Annotated in this window: 21 protein-coding genes; all 21 read right to left on the bottom strand. The window is 55.1% G+C overall.

Features of this window, described 5'->3' with window-relative positions; translation table 11 throughout:
• Window positions 1-2: 2 nt before the first annotated feature.
• The 21 genes from M0814_RS26750 to M0814_RS26650 all read right to left on the bottom strand — a co-directional run bounded on the left by M0814_RS26750 (window position 3) and on the right by M0814_RS26650 (window position 18129).
• Entirely contained in the window at window positions 3-392 is a 390-nt protein-coding gene (locus tag M0814_RS26750) for a DUF6750 family protein (RefSeq protein WP_103486533.1), read from the bottom strand.
• 73 nt (window positions 393-465) lie between these two features.
• Entirely contained in the window at window positions 466-1014 is a 549-nt protein-coding gene (traQ, locus tag M0814_RS26745; protein WP_112997877.1) for a conjugal transfer protein TraQ, read from the bottom strand.
• An 8-nt stretch (window positions 1015-1022) separates the two neighbouring features.
• Window positions 1023-1742 (bottom strand): conjugal transfer protein TraP, encoded by a 720-nt coding sequence (gene traP / locus M0814_RS26740; RefSeq protein WP_103486739.1) that lies wholly within the window; start codon window positions 1740-1742, stop codon window positions 1023-1025.
• A complete protein-coding gene (gene traO / locus M0814_RS26735) occupies window positions 1742-3082 on the bottom strand; it encodes a conjugal transfer protein TraO (protein ID WP_112997878.1) in 1341 nt (446 codons plus the stop codon). The genes traP and traO overlap by 1 nt, the downstream gene beginning before the upstream one ends.
• Before the next feature lie 2 nt (window positions 3083-3084).
• The gene (locus M0814_RS26730) at window positions 3085-4095 is read right to left on the bottom strand and encodes a DotH/IcmK family type IV secretion protein (RefSeq protein WP_103486684.1); all 1011 of its coding nucleotides are present in this window, start codon (window positions 4093-4095) and stop codon (window positions 3085-3087) included.
• A gap of 77 nt (window positions 4096-4172) precedes the next feature.
• A complete protein-coding gene (locus tag M0814_RS26725; RefSeq protein WP_103486683.1) occupies window positions 4173-4565 on the bottom strand; it encodes a hypothetical protein in 393 nt (130 codons plus the stop codon).
• A 15-nt stretch (window positions 4566-4580) separates the two neighbouring features.
• Complete coding sequence (locus tag M0814_RS26720) at window positions 4581-5297, bottom strand: DotI/IcmL/TraM family protein (RefSeq protein ID WP_103486682.1); 717 nt, start codon at window positions 5295-5297, stop codon at window positions 4581-4583.
• 15 nt (window positions 5298-5312) lie between these two features.
• Window positions 5313-5660 (bottom strand): conjugal transfer protein, encoded by a 348-nt coding sequence (locus M0814_RS26715; RefSeq protein WP_103486681.1) that lies wholly within the window; start codon window positions 5658-5660, stop codon window positions 5313-5315.
• A 22-nt stretch (window positions 5661-5682) separates the two neighbouring features.
• Complete coding sequence (locus M0814_RS26710) at window positions 5683-9255, bottom strand: LPD7 domain-containing protein (RefSeq protein ID WP_112997879.1); 3573 nt, start codon at window positions 9253-9255, stop codon at window positions 5683-5685.
• A gap of 3 nt (window positions 9256-9258) precedes the next feature.
• Window positions 9259-9543, bottom strand: coding sequence for an IcmT/TraK family protein (gene icmT, locus M0814_RS26705; protein ID WP_103486350.1), 285 nt, complete (start codon window positions 9541-9543; stop codon window positions 9259-9261).
• Window positions 9544-9829: 286 nt separating this feature from the next.
• On the bottom strand, window positions 9830-10372 hold the full coding sequence (locus tag M0814_RS26700) for a phospholipase D family protein (protein ID WP_103486374.1): 543 nt from the start codon (window positions 10370-10372) through the stop codon (window positions 9830-9832).
• A 14-nt stretch (window positions 10373-10386) separates the two neighbouring features.
• The gene (traJ, locus tag M0814_RS26695; RefSeq protein WP_103486352.1) at window positions 10387-11553 is read right to left on the bottom strand and encodes a plasmid transfer ATPase TraJ; all 1167 of its coding nucleotides are present in this window, start codon (window positions 11551-11553) and stop codon (window positions 10387-10389) included.
• Window positions 11550-12353, bottom strand: a complete 804-nt coding sequence (locus M0814_RS26690; RefSeq protein ID WP_103486353.1) for a type IV secretory system conjugative DNA transfer family protein — start codon at window positions 12351-12353, stop codon at window positions 11550-11552. Before M0814_RS26690 ends, traJ begins: the two co-directional genes overlap by 4 nt.
• The gene (locus M0814_RS26685; protein ID WP_103486354.1) at window positions 12350-12808 is read right to left on the bottom strand and encodes a DotD/TraH family lipoprotein; all 459 of its coding nucleotides are present in this window, start codon (window positions 12806-12808) and stop codon (window positions 12350-12352) included. Before M0814_RS26685 ends, M0814_RS26690 begins: the two co-directional genes overlap by 4 nt.
• A gap of 35 nt (window positions 12809-12843) precedes the next feature.
• Window positions 12844-13335: a lytic transglycosylase domain-containing protein gene (locus tag M0814_RS26680; protein WP_103486355.1), complete on the bottom strand. Its 492-nt coding sequence runs from the start codon at window positions 13333-13335 to the stop codon at window positions 12844-12846.
• 66 nt (window positions 13336-13401) lie between these two features.
• The gene (locus M0814_RS26675) at window positions 13402-13941 is read right to left on the bottom strand and encodes a Soluble lytic murein transglycosylase (RefSeq protein WP_247868544.1); all 540 of its coding nucleotides are present in this window, start codon (window positions 13939-13941) and stop codon (window positions 13402-13404) included.
• A complete protein-coding gene (gene pilM / locus M0814_RS26670) occupies window positions 13938-14375 on the bottom strand; it encodes a type IV pilus biogenesis protein PilM (RefSeq protein ID WP_247868543.1) in 438 nt (145 codons plus the stop codon). Before pilM ends, M0814_RS26675 begins: the two co-directional genes overlap by 4 nt.
• A gap of 139 nt (window positions 14376-14514) precedes the next feature.
• Complete coding sequence (locus M0814_RS26665; protein ID WP_103486357.1) at window positions 14515-15138, bottom strand: CatB-related O-acetyltransferase; 624 nt, start codon at window positions 15136-15138, stop codon at window positions 14515-14517.
• Window positions 15139-15225: 87 nt separating this feature from the next.
• Window positions 15226-16584 (bottom strand): shufflon system plasmid conjugative transfer pilus tip adhesin PilV, encoded by a 1359-nt coding sequence (pilV, locus tag M0814_RS26660; protein WP_247868542.1) that lies wholly within the window; start codon window positions 16582-16584, stop codon window positions 15226-15228.
• A 16-nt stretch (window positions 16585-16600) separates the two neighbouring features.
• On the bottom strand, window positions 16601-17557 hold the full coding sequence (locus M0814_RS26655; protein WP_103486359.1) for an ATPase, T2SS/T4P/T4SS family: 957 nt from the start codon (window positions 17555-17557) through the stop codon (window positions 16601-16603).
• The gene (locus M0814_RS26650; RefSeq protein ID WP_158547280.1) at window positions 17557-18129 is read right to left on the bottom strand and encodes a type 4 pilus major pilin; all 573 of its coding nucleotides are present in this window, start codon (window positions 18127-18129) and stop codon (window positions 17557-17559) included. Before M0814_RS26650 ends, M0814_RS26655 begins: the two co-directional genes overlap by 1 nt.
• Window positions 18130-18148 lie beyond the last annotated feature (19 nt).

Below are 18148 nucleotides of genomic sequence, written 5' to 3'. Positions count from 1 at the left end.
GATTAACCCACAGAAACTGGGGTAAGGCCGACTTGCTTCTGAGTGCGCTTAATGATCTCGGGAACAACCACAAGGCAGACACCGAACAGAATCCCACCTGCAATGTGGGATACCTTGATCTGTGGGTTGTCTTTCTTATTCTTCGCGGCAATCAAAGCGCCAACCACGAAGACCACGCCGACAAATTGCGCGATATCCAGCGTACTTTTCGTACCACTGGTTGCGCCGTCAGCCCCTGCTCTGAGCATTCCTGCAAGGTCATCGCCGTCCGCAAATGCAGCTACTGGACTGCACGCTGCCAAAGCAGTAAGCGTCTTGATCGCTCGTTCTTGAACTTGTTGTTTGATAATTGTCGCGCGCACAAAAGCTCGCAGCATCATGTCGTTAGCCATGGCTATATTCCTTATTTCAGTTAATTCAACACGTTTGAATGAGCGCGATTGCGCTTTTATTACTCGACTGGGTTTACCGACCGAGAGAGTTTCTTACAGCTTCGATCATGTAGGGGTTACAAACACATAGAACCCCAATAATGAACTTCGTATACCCTTTTGATATATCTTCACCGGCCGACAGGCCTGTGTGCCCATCTTTGAGAGAGCGTCGCCAACTGAGCATTCCTTGGAGCGCGTAAAATACGCCAAACATTCTTACTAGAGTCAGCACAGCGTTTGCTGCATCTGCCGCTACACCGAATGTACCGACGTCCACATAACTGATGGCGTCGAAAGTCGCACCTTGCCAACCCAATTGCCGAGCTCCTGCCTGGATCATCTGGTCCAAGCCTGCCAAGCCTCCGCATAACAACAACCAAGCGATGACCGAACCAGGCCCCGGCGCCTGCCCAGGCGCTTTGCGCCCCGCACTCGCGCTTCTTGCCAGATAGGAGACTGCTCCGACTACCGCAAAAAGGACGCCTAATTTGAACGCCAGTCCGGTTGCAGCCCCGAGCAGATTGTTCGATAGGTTGACCAAAATCTGGATCGCGTCATTGCCTCCACTTGATGCCGGCATTGATCACCTCATTTGATTGTGCCTGCACTGGTGTGCACTTGTCGGGAGGCGGCATCGATCGCTGTGATGGTCACCTTCCCGTCCAATAAACTGTCGCCAACTTGCACAGCCCATGTTTTGTTTTGCCAATTCACCCATGCCATTCCTACCTGGGCCGCACTTACACGCATTTCACTCAGAGGCGAGCTGGAAGGGGCAGTGGCAACGCTTTTGACCACAGGCTTTGTGGCTTGCCGAGGCCTTGTCTCAAACGATGACAGCCTGGCCGACAGCACGCTGACTTGCGCCTGAGCTTCCTTCAACTGTTCGCTCAATACAGCGGCCTGGCTCGCTTGAGTTTTAACCACGCGTGACAGCTGCTCAATGGCGGCTCGATTGGCCTCGGCGTACTCACGAACACCAACTACAACCTCAGCTATATCGACCGCCGGTTGAGTCTGGGGCACGTCGAAGCCGGTATCGAAATGCGCTGGAGGCTGGGGGGCATTTTGCACGGGCTGCATTCCACCACCATCGCCAAAGGCCAGAGCATTGACCTGTGAAGGTCTTTCCGGAGCAAACAGATACCAGCCTGCTGCTCCCAGCAAAATTGCAATGCCCACCAACCATGGGAGTGAGAGCCCAAGGAACATAGGGCGCTTAATCCAGTCCAGTCGATCTTTCGGTTCGACAGGTGGCGGACGCTGTGCAGTGATAGGGGTATCTGGTGCGGGGCTGAACTCACTCATCACTTACTCTCCTGCAGCAGACGCTGCTGCTCGATCCGCGCCTGGGCTTGGGCTCGCAGATGATCTTCTGTGTTTGGCTGTACATATGCAGATCTTGACGATTGCGAAGGAATGGCCGGAGCAACTGCCTCACCCCCTTGGCCCGGTGCAATTGCGTCCCCGGAATAAACGCCACGCATGAACTGGATTGCCACGACTTGGCCTTTGGTCACAGTGACCTGTTTTGCCGGCCTGCGTGCCGCATCCTCGCTCAACACTTTGCCCGCCTGAGCTGCACCACCACCCACCACCGCCCCAATGACAGCGCCGCCGTCCGGCATCCCTGGACGAACAGTTTGGGTGGTGAAGCCATTGCTCAGCACTTCGGTGTTGGCCTCCTTGTACATCTCCCCGACGCCTCCGATGGCGCTCAGGAACGAAGGCAAGATGATGCGACTCATGTATCGGTGGTCGACGTCGGTCGCAACGTTCGCCAGCAGAGTGTCATCTTGAAGCGCATAGGCATCAATCTTGTAGTTGACGCCCCTGAAGGCCATTTGAGTAAAGTGAATCACCACTCCATCGCCGGCGAGCTTCGCGCCTTCCGATGCGTTGAGAATCGCACCGGCGTATGGACCTGTAGAAAGCTTTCCAAGCACTGGAGTTGTGCTGTTGTCAGAGTCCACACCGACATCAATGATCCCCGGTCCACGCCAGTAAGGCGGTACGATTTCTACTGGCGGTGTCACAGAAGCTGCTCCTCCAGCAACACTACTGAAAGCGGTGGCCTTCAGTCGCTGTCCACCGGGTAGCGAGTCACTCCAGACCTGGTAGCCACCACCAGCGTCACCGCTGGCCCCGCCGCCCAGCACTTGACCAACCTTCAGTCCGCCTGCATCAGTGCCTGTAATGCGGTTGAGCAATTTAGTGAGCGCTTGTTTGCGGTCGCCGTCTTTGTCGCCAACGTTGGAACTACTCTCGCCTGAGCTCTGCCCACTCGCGCTTTGGCGAGCGGTTGACTGCACCGGGGCAACGGTTTTTTTGGCGGTCGATACAGGCAGGTCATCAACGGGCTCCTGCTCCATTTGCATACTGGCGATGAAACTGGTGTTTTCACGCTGCGCAGTCGCTTTACCCTTTTCATTGGATAATCGGAGTAATTCGCGATAGGCCGGTGACTCTGTATTACCACCACGAGACGATGCACCAACGCGATTGAGGTCGATTTGTGACGGCGGCGCCTCAGGAGTTCCCATCCAGCTCCAGAGGAAATACCCCCCCCCGACCAGCACCACCAGCACGCCCAGCACTAAACCAATCGTGAGTTTGATGTCTCTTTCAGCATCATTTTCGTTTGCCATAACTACTCCAGGGCGACATTAAGCGCTTCCGTCCGGCCCATTACCGAGAACGAGACATAGGGCGTTAGCGGCAACTTCCACAGGTGAGTTCCATCAGCTGAAGAAAGGGTGGCCTCAAATTCATCTCTGATATCAGCCCTCGACCGGACGTAAAGATCGTCACCCAACTGCCATACAGTTGTTTCCGGAATCCCACCTGTAGTTTTGAGTCGTCGTGCTTCTTTGGGCGGAACGCCGTCGAGAAATGCCTGCAGAGTTTTGTCATGCAGCCCGATTCGCATCTCAGGAGCCGCACCAGGTTGCGCGGCAGGCCCACGTCTTGGAATTCGCATATCGAGTCTGCTGTCGACGGTCCAAGTCTTGATCGATGTGTCTGCCTCACCGCTGCTGACGCTCAGCATGATTGGAACCGACAGGCCTTCGAGGTAAACGGTGACATTCGCGCTAACAAACGGCTTTTTGGCGTAAATCACCATCACCGCTGAATTCGGCACCCAAAACACATCGAAAGCGTCTGAGCCCGGGATCGGGGCAGCCCCTAATTTCCAAGGTGCCCCCGTGCTATCCATAAAACTCAAGGAGCTGGGGTAATTCAGCGCTGTACGCACCAATGGCAGGCTTGCGCCCGGCGACAAGTCCACGGTTAGTGCACTGATTTTGGGGATAATGGCGATCGGTTGCGTCGCAAACGCCTTGTCCATCTCCACCGATCGGCCTACCAGCTCGCGTGTTTCCTCCGGTGTAACTGGTGATATCTGTTCAATTGCCTGGTTAAACATCACCGACCGAGGCGGCGGCAATGGATCGTTCCCCGAGGCCATTTGCGGATTGGGATTCTGCGCCGCCGGCGCCGGCATTTGAGCTGTTTGTGTCGGTTGTCCAGAAAGCGGCCCCGTCGACGCCCAGCCTTGTGGGGCCGAGCCAGCAGTAGCTTGAGAGGGCGTATTTCCATCCGCCGCCCACGCGCCACTACTTGCTGCCAGCCAGATGGCCAGCGCAATGTGAGTTCTCATTTTTTTCCTCGTTACATCGATGGCCAAGAAAAGGCCTAGATAGGGGGGAGTAGCTCTAGCTTGTGCTGCAGCTCAATCTATAAATGACCATCATCGCGACAGTCCTCAAACCAGCCAGCCAGCAGATCCCGATCGATCTCGGCATACGTGTCGGCAATGTCTCTTAGGTACTGCTCACGCTCCAGGTGGTACTCGTATTCCTCAGACCAGACCCGTTCAGCCTCAAGAATGCCCTCAAAAGTCACCTTGTAACGCGTCGCCAGTTCCGGTACGTCCAGGAACAGCGGCGGTACGCTAGAGCCATACCGGTACAACGCACCAGTTTCCATCACGGCCAGCTGATCCACTGCCTCGTAAGCGGCCTCGACGGCGGCCTTAATGTCCGCATCAAGGCCGCCGACATGTTCGAGACAACGCACATCCATCCAGAGCAACCGCGCCGCCAAAGCCACTTCAAAAGATGGATTCATAATCGCGTACCCACCTCAGTTGGCGTTACTGGTAATCACCTGCGTGACTTCAAGGCCCGCATTTTTCACACGTTCATCTACGCGCTGAATGCGTTGGGTAAAAATGTAGCGTTGAGCAGGACTGCTGGTTTGCTGCCCTTCCAACTTCAACGTGACCGGATACTGGAATTCCCAAGTTGCAACCCCTCCCGGCATGCCGCGACTTCGGATCACACCAGGACCCACGTCTACCGAGAGATTCATGCGCTGTTTTTTTACGGCTTCAAACACGTTGGATGCCGTCAGCGCCTTGTAGTAGTCCGCATAACCCTGCTCCGAATAACGCTCACCCAGTCTCGTCGTTTGGTCACGGTAGTGCACAAAGTCGAGTGTGAAACTCTCGCGAATCGTGTCTGCGCCGAACTGGGCTACATCAGTTTGCGAGTAAGAAGGCTGATCGGTAGGGTTGGCTTTGACTAGTCGGCCCTTCTCGGTTGCGAAGTATTTGATCGGTGGATTTGCAATCAGCCATCCGAAATACACGTTGAGACACATCGACATTAACAGTGCCACGCTCCCCCGAGAGGCAACACTCAGGCACTTATGAGCGAATCCCGCGCCCAACTCGCGCTTTTTTTGAAGGCCTAGGGCAAGGTCAAAAGCTGCGGCATCGTCTTCTGACAACACCCGAACCTGATTCTTCGCCTCAGCAGGATTCTCATCCGCCAAGTCATTCACATCGGACGTATGCATTTCTCTGCTCCTGAATTACTGGTACTGCTGCCAGGGGTCGATGCTGCTGGGAATATTGCTGTTGATCTTGTCCAGCGCGGCCTGGCACACCTTTTCCGAAACCTGATTCATAATCTCTTGCAGGCTCGGAAACGATGGCAGGCTGATGCTGGTCGTGCGGATCCGCGATAAACATTCCTGCAGCTGATCGGACATGGTGCGTTCCCGCTCGCCCCAAGCATCGGCGGCGCGTTTGGCTTGCTCATATCCAGCTTGACTCCCCTCCTGTGCCGCCTGGCCAGCGCGGCACACCGCTGCGTTTGCTACAACCGGCGAACAGCACAAAACCACCAGCAGTGCAGCGCACATGCTCGTCTTAAACATGGTGAGTTCCTTTACTAACGTTTTAGGCCGGGCGGGGTTCGCTTGGCTGAGCCGTTGGTGCCGCCGCCGGTGCGGACTTTGGGAGGGTATTGTCATCGCGCCACCGCTCATCAAACCCAAGTCGGGCATGCAGTGCCGGCGGCACTTCGGCTGGTTTATCCAGTTTGCCGATACGTACCGCGCTGTCCCCGTCAATTTTGAACGCGATATGTTCGCGGGAAACCGCCTGTCCACCCGACTGGTTGATGCCGTTCCCGGTGCCGATCGGCACAAGGCCGTTCGCTGTAAGCGCATTGAAAATCATCGGTGGAGCATCATCCTTGCCCGGAAGGCTGACCAACACATGTTGGAAATGTCCGTTCTGCCGCACCACACCTTGCAGGTATGGGCCATCTCCGCGAACCAGCGCCATGTCCAAATGCCCATCAACGGACCAACTGCTCATCACGGGCTGTGCAGCAAATCTGTTGTCCTCGGGTGGTCGAAGTGCAGACAGGGCGTCACCTGTTTTGGCGCTGCCCTGACCGTCTGGAGTCATCCAGAACAGGCCATCACTCGGGGTATTTGGCAACGGCAGATCCAGTCGCAGCTGCGCTAACAGAGCTTGCTGAACGTGAGCAAATCGGTTGGCGTCATACGCCGCAAGTTTGACGCCCTCGTCCTGTCCCGTTTGTACAGTTGGGCCGCCCATAACGCCCAGCGACCACTGATTGCGCTTCGCATCCTTCGGTTCGTAGCGCTTGATGACGCCTTGGTCATCTTTGATCGGAACCTGGACAACGACATCCTTTTGCCCCTTCCATTGAAGGGTGACCACGTTACCCGGGTTGATTCTCGTGTCGCGCAAAAGCCCAGCCAACTCCTTGCCCCAGTACGTCTGCACCCCCTTCTGAGTACGCAGTTTGATGTAGGTGCTTTCTGTGTTGCCCTCTTCAAACCGAAATGGTGCGTTTCCGGACGCTAGCACTTTCCCTACAACACCCTCGGCGGCCGAGGTGTGGGGCTCATGAATTTCAGAAGCAATCTTGCGTGCTGGGCCGGCCTCAGCAGTCGGGGCATTTTCTACGCTCAGCGCCACTTCATGCCGGACTGGTGCAAGTGGCGTTTGAAGCGTCGGCTGTTGAGTATCTGGGCTTGCCCCGATCGGTTGAGTCATGCTGGATGTGGCATCAACCGGATGAATCGGCGCTACAGGATCGACAACAGGAGCGTTTGTGGCCGGCGCAGCAGCGCTACCCGTTGCGGGCTGATTAGGTTGATCTGGCGCTACCGGAGGTGGCTCGCCGTGAATGCCGTCCTTCACTACCGGCGCGCTCTGCAACGCTTTGCGAGCCTCAACGAGCAGCATCTGCTGCGCAGGGTTTTTCATCGTCACATTGGGCTGGTATTTGGCAATCAGGCCGATGGCCTTGCTCTGAAAGGCTTCACTGCCAGTGAGCTCAATACGGCCGCGGTAGAACTCTGCTGCGGTCAACAGTGCCGCCAATACCTTTTCATCGCTTTGGCTCGCACCCTCAGCCATTTCCAGACGCATGCCACGGTCGATAAATGCAGGCTCGCCATCGAGCTTGTACAGAACGCTTTTGTCCTCCTGTACAACGGGCTCCAGGCGCTGCAAGAGCGCATCCTTGTCGATAAGACCCAGCTGCGGTTGCACTTCGTCAACACCACGACGTACTCCGACGATCGAGTCAACTACGGCCTGCCCCTCGGCGACCGGTTCACCGGCGCCTGCTTCGGGTTGACGTGGCTGATTCAGCGGCATCTCAGGAGGCAATGCCGTTGCTTCTTCCACCACCGTTGCAGGCTTCAGCACAACTGGTGCTACTACCGGCTCTACGGGCTCTACGGGCTCAACCGGCTCGATTTCAGCGTCCGCTTTCGGGGCCGCCGCCGGCGAACCTTCAGGGTCGCTGGTGTAGCTGGCCAGCGCGGATCTGGCTTGATCCGCTGGGATATCGGTGAGTTGATCGTCAGTCCAGCCGTGACCGCGCAACTGATTCCGCTCGTATGGAGTCAGCTCACTGTCTGGCGACTCAGGCTGCACAGTCGTAAGAGGGATCGGCGTTTCCGGCGCCGATGGGGCAACTTGAGCAGAAGCATTAATAGGTCCGACAACATCAGCCGCACGCTCTCCAGGGTCTTGAGTTGCCGTGGTGGATACTGCAGCCGTTGCTGATGCCTCAGCGGATTGTGAATTGCCGGCGCCGGCGGGTGGTGACGATTCAATTTTTGCTTCAGCGGCAGCAGCTGGTTTAGCCCGGGGAGTGCGAGGTTTCTTCGCTGGTACGGCTTCGCCCTTTGCACCAGCAGGCTTGGCCGGAGTGGCTCGCGCACCGCGCGTTTTTTTCGTTTCTGCCGCCGCCGGAGCGACATCGGCGGGCGCGTCAGTTTTATCGAGTTGCAGATTCGGTGTTACACCAGGTTCGAGGTCATCCTGCATGGGAAGGTCCTTGATCAATTTATTGAGTGCCGGCGATACCTGGCTGAGTACCGCGTCCAGTCCCCGGGATTGGTGAAGGTCATTGAAGTCGGTCAGACCAAGCGCTTTTTCTTCAGCGGTAAAGTCGGGGTACACCACCACACCACCGACGCGCTCTGCAGACAGAGTTGCGGTTACCAGCCCCTTGTTCTCTGCTTTGGCGTGGTCAAAATCTGCCAAAAACAAATGAGGGGACATCGGATAGTTCGCATGCAGTACCGCCGAAACTGAATGCATATTTCCGGCATCAACCGTCATTACCACAGGGTGACCTGTGGCCATGTTCAGGCTGCGAGCAGTTGCATAGCCTTCGGCGTACAAAATCGGCTCGCCATCTGATAGCTGGCCCCCAACGACCAAGTAATTCCCCTGCTTGGGGGCATCTTTGAACAGGAACTTATCGCCAGTTGCTGGTATGTACTGCAGGGTCTTGAACTCGCCGGCGGCATTGAAAAACGGCACAACCATCGAGCCATTGTTTGTCTGCCGGAGTTCAGCGGTTGGGGTAATCCCCTTGCGTACCAGGTAGGGATGCTCGGGATCTACAGCAGGTAACCGCTCATACAACCGTTTCGCCGCTGCGGTATTCATCGCATGAGTCTGTGCGCGCTCGCGTTCAGCTTCGTCCTGGGACTGCCGAGCCGCGGCACGCAAATGTAGGCGCGTATCTGGATCAGCCTCTCCTCCACTGGACTTCCAGGTGGTCACTTCCTTGTCGTTAGGGGCTCGGTGATAGTTGATAAACCACCCTGCTGGGCGACGGTCGTCAAAGCCACAATAGACGCCGCTTTTTTTGCCACTTTTGTCCTCAACGGTGGCCACCCGTTGACGCTTGCCATTCATCACTGGCAACCCCTGAACCTTCAGGCCTGCCTCGGTCAGAACGTCCAGAAACTCTTGTTGCGGATCACCGCCGCCGGCGCGCCGGCTTCTGTCTGGCAGCCATTTGGCCAACTTCTCCAGATCACAACCGGGCCGAGCAAAAAACAACTTGTCTTCTTTGTCCCACTCGATGGCGGATCTACCATCAGCGAGACGCCCCGCGTCCTTTCTGGCTTCTTCGCGAAGCTCATAGGGGATTGCCAACCAAACCGGAAAATCTGATGTCTTCATGGGTTACTCCCCTTCAGTAAAGCGGCGGTACCACCACGGACGCCCTGACAGCTGTTTTCCACGTGTCAGAAACACCACGCGGGTCACCAGCACTTGCAGCGTCCATCCGAAAAATGACAAAAGTCGAAATCCAGCAATCACCGCCGTGACCACGTAGATCGTCATCCACGACGGAAAGCGGAACCAGAATAGGTACAGAAGAAACAAAGGCGCGGGGATCCCATACACACTCATCAGGCGTGAGGCATTGCGCCAGAACCCTTTCCCAAAATCGGTAAATCGGCTCATGCTGGATCTCCACGCGGTTGTTGACGCTGCGCTGCCAATTCCGGGAATTCAGCCGCGAGCGCCTCACTCCCTTTCGCAATTAGCGCAGAAACAGCTGACTCGATGCTTTCACGCACCCTGCCCTCTGAAACGAAGTGCAGCGCGCGGGCTTGCTCGGGTGTGCTGCACGAAAGAAAGTTCTCGATTTCGTATGCTGCGTGCGCTTCGGACTCGGTGCAGCGATAGCATTTGTCACACATGACACTCTCCCTCCACCGGTCCGACCTGGGCGGTGGAACTCTTTTGGCTAATAACCAGACTGGTAAGGCCTCCCCTGATCCCAGCGCGACTGCCAGTGCTGGAGGTAAACGCTGGCCACCTCTGGAAACCCCCACATCACCACTGCGTTCTCACTGTTGGAACGTGCCGCTGCGGTGGAGTAATTGAAGGAGCCTGTCTGCACGTTCAGGTTGTCGCTGATGATCACTTTGTCATGCTGGATCTTGAAGGCATCGTTGGTCCGCAGCGGGATGCCGGCGTTGACGATAAAATTCATCGCCGCACGGCTGGCTTTGTTCTCGTTCCCATGGGCATCCAGCACGATCTGCACGTCCACGCCACGGTGCTTGGCGGCGACAAGAGCTTTCACTACCTTTGGCGATGTGAAGCTGTAACCCATCATCCTGATCTGCTGGTGAGCAGACTCGACAACATCGATCACCAGCGCTTCTGCGCTTCCCTCCGGCGAGAAACCCACCTGCACCTCCGCAGCCAGTGCTGGTCCACAAAACGTGAGGGAGGCCAATAGAAACCCTATTGGGCCCACCCGAGTTCCTGAGCGGCAGCTCATTCTTAAAACCACCATCAACCTCTCCCCTTTTCAAGTTCCCGCAACTTGGAAGGCGTCATTGAAGATGCCAACTCGGCGCGATCGATGCGCCCTTCCAAAAATAGAAACCACGCCTGGTCAGCGATTCGCCGGCGCTCCATGTAGATAATCGTGTCGATGTGGTGCCCCCACGCCGAATACGGCATGCTTCGCAACTTCTCGCGCAGCGGATCATCGAAAACGATGTATTCGCGTACAGCTTGTCGCTTTCCGTCGGTGGTTCTCAGAAGCGACTGCACCGCGATGAACTGCAGGACACTTAGCATTTCGCTTGCGGTGGCTTCGCGCATCTCTGTCGGAACCGTCGACAAACAGCGCGGAATGGCTTCACCTGGGGAACTAATGTGCAACGTACTCAGATTGAGATGGCCAAGCTGGCCAGCGAGAATTCCCATAGAAATGGTTTCGAAATCACGCATTTCTCCAACACCGATGATTGACGGCGCTCGCCGCAGGTCGGCCCTAATGCCCTCGGCATAGGAACCCACATCACGACCGATCTGGAGTTGAGTCGGCTGAAGAATGTCCTCCGGGCGACCCAACACATACTCGACTGGGTCCTCAATTGTGGTGATCTTCCGATCTGGATAATGGTTCTGGCAGTAGCGATAAATCGCCGCAAGTAACGTGCTCTTCCCAGAGCCGGTGATTCCTCCTACTAGACCAAGCCCGGAAGGCGGTAACAGAGCCTCAAACAGATCCGGCTCGATCCCCATCGCTGTCAAATCAGGAATCAGCGAGTTGATAATTCGCATCGTCACAGCGATTGTTTTATCGAGGTTGCCTGCCGTTGCCTGGACGAAGTTGCAACGAAACCGCAGCCGTTCCGCTCGCTGCAGGCCGTATCGGAGATTTGCATCTCCATCGAGCTGCAGCGCCCTATCCACCGGCCGCCCCGAACCGACTGTTGCACGAATCTCTGGAGTGAAAACCTCATCCAACAACTTGGCTAACGTGTCATCGGCCAGAACAAAAGGACTGGCTTTACGCAACCGGCCGTGATGGCTGACTACGAGATGGCTTCCGCCTTGGATATGGATATCGCTGACAGCTTGGCGGCTGCACCACACAAAGAAGTTGCGCAGGGATGTCGCGTTCAAGCCACCTTCAAAAGCGTAGGGATCAAAAAGTGACTGGCTCATGGTTGCACCCTGCGAATAACCGGCCGCCACTGGGTTTTGTCCGGAATAAAACCAGCGTTTTCCTTCAGCGTGCGAACACGATCGCCGGTGGTGAGTTTCTGCCGGTCGCCCGTCACGCTTTGTTGTTGATCGGTGACCACTGGCCGAGTCATGAAGCCTTCACGTAAGGCATACGAGTACAGCAACATGCCTCGGTAATCGCGTTTGATTCGGTTGAAATTGGCCTCAAGAATGTGGTCGGCACTCAACCGGCCCTCATCCCATCCCTTCCGAATGGCTGCTTGCCAAAGCCGCTTTTGCACGGCGTTTTCTGGCATCACCGAAAACTCTGGCCCCATGGTTGGCACCGTGGCCAGGCCTGCGAAAAGCCAGCTGCGCCACGATGGCGGGTTACTGACGAACCGCTCAGGAGCAATAATTTCGTAGACTTTGTTAGCCATGTGAATTTGCCCTGGAGTGATGTGGGCAACGTCAACAGCCTCGTCAACCACGGGTGGCAACAAGCCTTGCGAGCTGATTAGCGTGCGAAAGTCATACAGCAGCTCGAGTCGACCTTTGCGACTCTCAAGCGCTTGTCTTAACTCCCACGCACGTTCTGCCTTGCCCCCACGGAACCCCACGGTCCGCCCGGCCTCTTCCAGCAGTTGTCGCTTTGTGTCCGATACATCAGCTGCGTCTGGTCGTGTCGCGCTCAAATAATTGTCTAGCGCCGGCGGCGCGTCTGTTGGAGCCGAAGAAGGTGTTTGCACGCATCCCATCAGCCCCAAAGACAAGCAAAGCGTCAGGAGGGATTTACTCACTGCCGCCCCCCTGCCGTCGGCGGCATCGATTGCGCGAAATTCAACGACAACTGACCAGGGAACTGGTAAAGCGTGGCGCGCCACGCCGTCTGCGCTTCGATCAGGTGCAACAGATTTTGGTACGTGATGGCACTGGCATGCACGTTGACCGGCAATGGCAAGCGAACACCGGTCCATGTGAATCTCACGCCACGCTGCCGGGCCAGGTAAGACAGAAGCTCGATGGCATCGGCGCTCCAATTGACCGACACAAAGTCGCCATCGAAACGGATCACATCAGCCGGCAGAGCTGCAGAGGAGTTGATCACTCCCTCCTGCCACAAAATCTGCTGCTGGGCGATCACACGAATTAAGGCGGGGTCAGGCTGGGCAGGTTCAGGTGGTTTTCCATAAAACGCCTGACAGCCAGACAGCAGCAATACCGCCGCCGGCGCAGCAAAAATAAAGGGCTTCATTAAAGGTCTCCTGTCACCCGGAAAGGGTGCAGTCATTAGCGGATGGCGAAGTTGGCCGGGGTGCGGCCGCGAGCTTTCAGACGGTTGTAAATCGCGCGGACTTCCCGGGCATATCGAAGGCGTTTTTCTTCCTGCTTCGCAGAGGGATTGAACCCGGCGTTGTAGGATCCGAGGCAGCGCCATGTGTTGCCACACACCCGCAGATGGCGGGCCAGCACCCAGGCACCGGCCTGAACGTTGAAACATGCGTCCAGCAACAAATCTTCCGGAGTACGAATCAAGCCCATGCGAATCAACCGATTGGCATTACTGGTGTTGATCTGCATCACCCCGTAGTCGGTACTGAGCAGCTTGCCGTTCTCGTCGAAATTTTTATTGATCACGCGTTGTCGCAGATGACTTTCCTTAATGCCCATCGACTCGAGCAACAAAGGGTCTAATTCATATCGCTGCCCTGCTTCTTGAAAGCAAAATGCCGAAGCTGGCAGCGGTATCAGCAAAACCAGACAAACCCAGAGGCTCCTCATGATTGGTCTCCATTTGTTAACTGCTTTTTATTGCGCCGCATTCAGACGGGTCGCGTGATACGCCTATTAGTTCAGGCCCAGCACCTGGCGGTACTTTTTGCTAAAGATTTCCCTGTAGAGCCGTGCCGGCTCACCGCCTGCAGGACGGTGATAACAGCCAGCGGCTTTGATCCAGTCGCCTTCCTTCTCAAAACACTTGCGCAGCTCGATCACTGCAGTGTTGAGGTTGTCGATCGGAGACAGCGAGTCACAGGGATGTGCGTAATGACTGGAACCGATCCAGCCCCAATTTTGTTGGGTCAGACCGATATCAACCCCATATTTACCGTGCTTAGCAATTCCAGCTAAAGCGGCATCACACGCTTCTGCGCGAGTAGCAAAATAGAAAGATTGTCCCTTGATATTCAACGTCCAAGGCCAGGGGTAATACCCGATCTTGATCTTGTAGTTGCTTTCCACCTTGGCAACTGCGTAAAGCACTGCCGGCGGAACACCTCCTTGCAGACCCGCACGCTGGTATGCAGGCGGAGGCATTTCGGCGTGTGCATATAGGCTCAACGTGGCACCGAGGTTGATCGCTACGAGCCGAACGATTCGCGGGCTCATTGGTTGATCACCACTGAGGAAACAGGTATTTGGGCGGGCAAGGTGATTCCCGTATTGCCAGCCTTGGGGGAGTACAGAACCCCCCCTGCGTTGGTGCCGACATTCATCGACTCAGTTCGTTGAACCAACGCGTCCACAAGCCCAGGCATCCGTCCAGCGAAGTACACGAAGCTCCTGCCGGCGAGGACGTAATTGCCGAGAGAGGGGGACTTGATGTACCAAGTTGGCAACCCCAGCGACGCATCCGGCACGCTACCGACCATAGTGGGATTAGAACTTGCAAAAGAAGCTACAGCGTTACGGTAAACCATCATGTTTCCCGCAGCAGCTTCGACTTCGGACTGAGCCAACATTAGATTCTGATCTGTTTGCGCTGAAATAAATAAAACTGCAGACACAAACATTAGAGTTAACAAATAACCAATTGCAGGCATGGCTAATCCCATCCTTAATTCGTTGATCGGATGCGGAGAATTAGTAAGAATATTGAGAATCATGGAACATATAAAGCGAGGAATAAACCTCGCTAGGTATGCTCACATATAAAGCTTGGGGAAGTTTTTTACGGTACTTTTAAACAATCGAACGTTCTGAAATATAACGCTTGAACGCCTCGAAGTCTCCTGAGCATAGAAGCGGTGAGCAGGCTCGAATCTCATGTTCAGGCCAAGTCCACCATTGAGCCTGCGCAAGCATTACACGCAGCGGCTCATCAAACCGCCATTTCAAGAAGCGCGCCGGGCTCCCCCCCACAACAGCGTAAGCGGGCACATCCTTCGTTACGACAGCCCCGGCCGCAACCACTGCGCCGTCACCGATCGAAACCCCCGAAAGGATCATTACATTGGTGCTGATCCAACAGTCGTTACCGATGATGACATCGCCATTCGTGCCGCCGTAATCCTGAATATGGCTCGCTTCGGGGGTTTTCGCAGGAAAGGGGTAGCAACTGATCCAGTCCGTTCGATGGTGTCCACCGAGAAAAATTTCAACACCTTCCGCGATCGAGGTGTAGGCCCCGACTTTCAGCGTTGCACCTTCTTGCCAGTCGTGCACCAACGGCTCGCCGTAGGTTCCATCACCAAAGCTATAGGAAGGATATTTGAGCTTTAACCGCGTAGTGCCACGGTGGAGCTTTGGCGTTGCACGCAAGACTCGTCGGTTGCGCCGATTAAGGAATTTCTCGATGAAGTTCAAAAGTATTCTCCAAATGCTACGACACCAGACTCGCCGTACGAATCCAGGCTTCAAAAAAGTGTGGGATTGTAAACAACGTAGAGAAAATTATTGAGTGAATTCAGACAGGCTAATCTGGCCTTGTCCGCAAAGGTATGGAGCGGAGCTGACAGTGTAAGAGCTGCCGCCTGGCACCATAAAACTGAGGAAAGTGGATTTAACGCCGAGGTTATAGGTTTGTTGCGTGTCGCCGACAACAACCCAAGCGCCATCCCAAACCGCTGCGGTCATCTGATACACGTTTGTGCAGGTTCCCCCAACGCCATAACCCCCGAAGGCAGTCACCAGCATTGGTGATGAGGTCGGATTTGTCCGTGTCACTGTTCCCATATAGAAGCCTGCGTTGACCAGCTTCCCTTTTCCAACGCTTGACCCCTTCCACAAACCATCTTTGCAAAAAAGCCCCATGCCGCTTGCATCGCGGCCCAACAAACCGTTCGGTGAACAGGCAGTATTTTCTGCTGCCACACCACCTAACTGCAGGTACTCACCAACCTCGGCACGCCCTGTCGATGTGAGTTTGCCTGCGCGCATTTCCCCACCGGTTAACACTCCTTTGTCTGCATAGGAGCGAACCCAGCCAGGATCCGTCATGTACCAGCCACCATTGTGCTTCTCGTTGTAAAACCCAGTGTCACCTCGGGATCTGAACCAACCACCGGTATAGGTTTCGCCGGCAATATCGGCGTTCCCGCTAATGTTCGCGGTCTGTGCGTTGACCACGCCGGCGTTGTTGAGGTTGTTCCCTTTCATGTTGATCGCAGTGTTCATTTCGTTGACTTCGGGATGGCCGGGCACCGCATTGCGGTACAGGTAATCATTAACGAGCGCACCGTCTTCGAAGAACAACGCCGACGCAAGATGCCCGGATCCGGTCGAGCCGCCGTAAGGCGCAAGTGAAGTCGACCAACCACCAAAACTACCGGTTGCTACACTCGCGTTCAGCGTCGAGATATAGCCACCTTGTGCACCGATCTGCTTGGCGATGTCGATCATGGACAGCTCATTGATCGGGTCACCATTGCGCGTAACCACCAGCGACTGCAACTTGTTAGGCGTAGGCTCGATGGCAAGGACGTTGTAGCTCTGTCCAAAGGCGTTCTGGTCAGCAAAACCGGCTGGTAGATAGCCTGTGTTACGCAGCATGTCTAGAGTGATCAGGGCCGGCGTCGTCGGCGTAGCCAGGGCGGACACAGCTGCATAATTATCCTTGATGTATCTTCCAGCAGCTTCCGTCACCAACTTCATCTGTTGGGCGGAAGACGTGTTCATTTGCCGATTGGAATATAATTTCCATTGTTGTGCCCCTGCGATCACCATAGCGGTAGAGACCATCAATATGACCAAGAGCTCTATAGAGCTAACCCCTGCTTGGCGCCGCTTGGCAATGCTGCGTCGTCGATTCACACTCCCCCCTTAACCATTAGTTTTTCCAAAAACCACGCATGGCCTGCTGCTCGATTTCCTGCTGCAGGGACGATATTTTTCCACTTCGAATTTTTTCCCTAACGGTCGAGGCATTTTCACCACTTACCAGCAGGGTCTTCACCATAATTCGGGTAACTGCCTTGCCATTGTGATCACGTTCTCTGATTCGATCCTGCCAAACGACACCCAGCAAACTGTCAGCAAGAAGTTTGGCAACTCTCTCACCGCCCATCGAAACGAGGCGTTCAAGTCCCTCCGGAATTCCAGCAGCATGGAATGTAGTGCCTATCAGTTCACCGTTTGAGCCCGCCATAAGGCATTCAAACGCCGTAGCAGGCTCCCGGATTTCACCTAAGAACATAAAGTCAACTCCAGACCTGAGACCCCTGATCAAATGTTCGGTGTACCCGCCGTTCTGGCGGGAGGCATTGATCACGATGCAACGGCCTTTGCCATGTACGCCATCGACCAGCGCCTCAACTGGATCTTGAATCGCCAGCGAAACACCTCCGTGTTGACGATGGCGTTCGACTAACCACGACGCTGCTGTGGTTGTCTTTCCAACGCCGAATCCGCCACAGAAGAGAACCAACCCCTTGGACTTCTCTGCGACCAAAACATCCGCGAAGTGCTTCGGGATACCGAGACTTCTAAAGTCGCGAATCTCAATTTTCGATTGACGAAGAACATAGGCGCCGCCTGGCTCCGTACTTTCAAGGTGTGTGACTCGATACAACTTTCCTTGGTAATTTATGGAGAACTCTGGACCACCTACTTCGATCTGCCTGTCCCGACACAAAGCTAAGACTTTAGCTACATCTTCATTCCAGCTTTCAGGTACAGGCACGCGAGTGTCATCGACACTCGCAAGCCCTTTTACGTCTGCAAAGCTGTTACTAACATACAGATCGATAAAGTCACTATTTGAGAGACTGCTTTGCAGAATGTCCATCAGCGTCCGGACCAGGCCAGAGTGTTGCTGCCGGCATTACATGCAGAAGTTGCGGTGATTGAATCAACCTCACCACTCAAAGCAGATCCGCCGTTGATTTTAAGAGTCATGGCATTGGTTAATGCCACTTTAGTCGCAAGGAAGATGCAGCTTGAATCAGGTACTGCTGCGACTGAGTTTGTATAGCCCATCCCCGTAGAAACCGCGGTGACAGCCCCGCCCCAAGAGTTAAAGACGGTGGTGCTGGTTTTTTGCATTGACGTTGGAATTCCATCGCTAGTAATCAGAGACGGAATCAAATTCGAGCCTGAAGGACCAAAACCGCTCGCAGTCTTCAAAGTTAAGATGTTGGTTTGTATTGTAGTAATGTTCTCCAGTTCACTGCTGTTCTTTTGGCTACCAGTGAGTTTGGGCCACCAGACCATTCCCGCCAGCAGAATCAGCAAGCCGACAAAGATGACGACGACCATTTCAATACCGCTAGCTCCGCGCTGCTTGCGCATACGCTCGCCAAGTAAGGTTTTTTCTTGATCGCCCACAGTTGCACGCCCGACCGAAATTTGGTGTTTCATCATTATTTCCTTAATAGTT

Source organism: Pseudomonas sp. MWU12-2020, assembly GCF_023100605.1.
In the GTDB taxonomy this organism is placed as follows: domain Bacteria; phylum Pseudomonadota; class Gammaproteobacteria; order Pseudomonadales; family Pseudomonadaceae; genus Aquipseudomonas; species Aquipseudomonas fluorescens_H.
The sequence above is the reverse complement of the archived record's forward strand: the minus strand, read 5'-3'. Positions and strand labels throughout refer to the sequence as shown.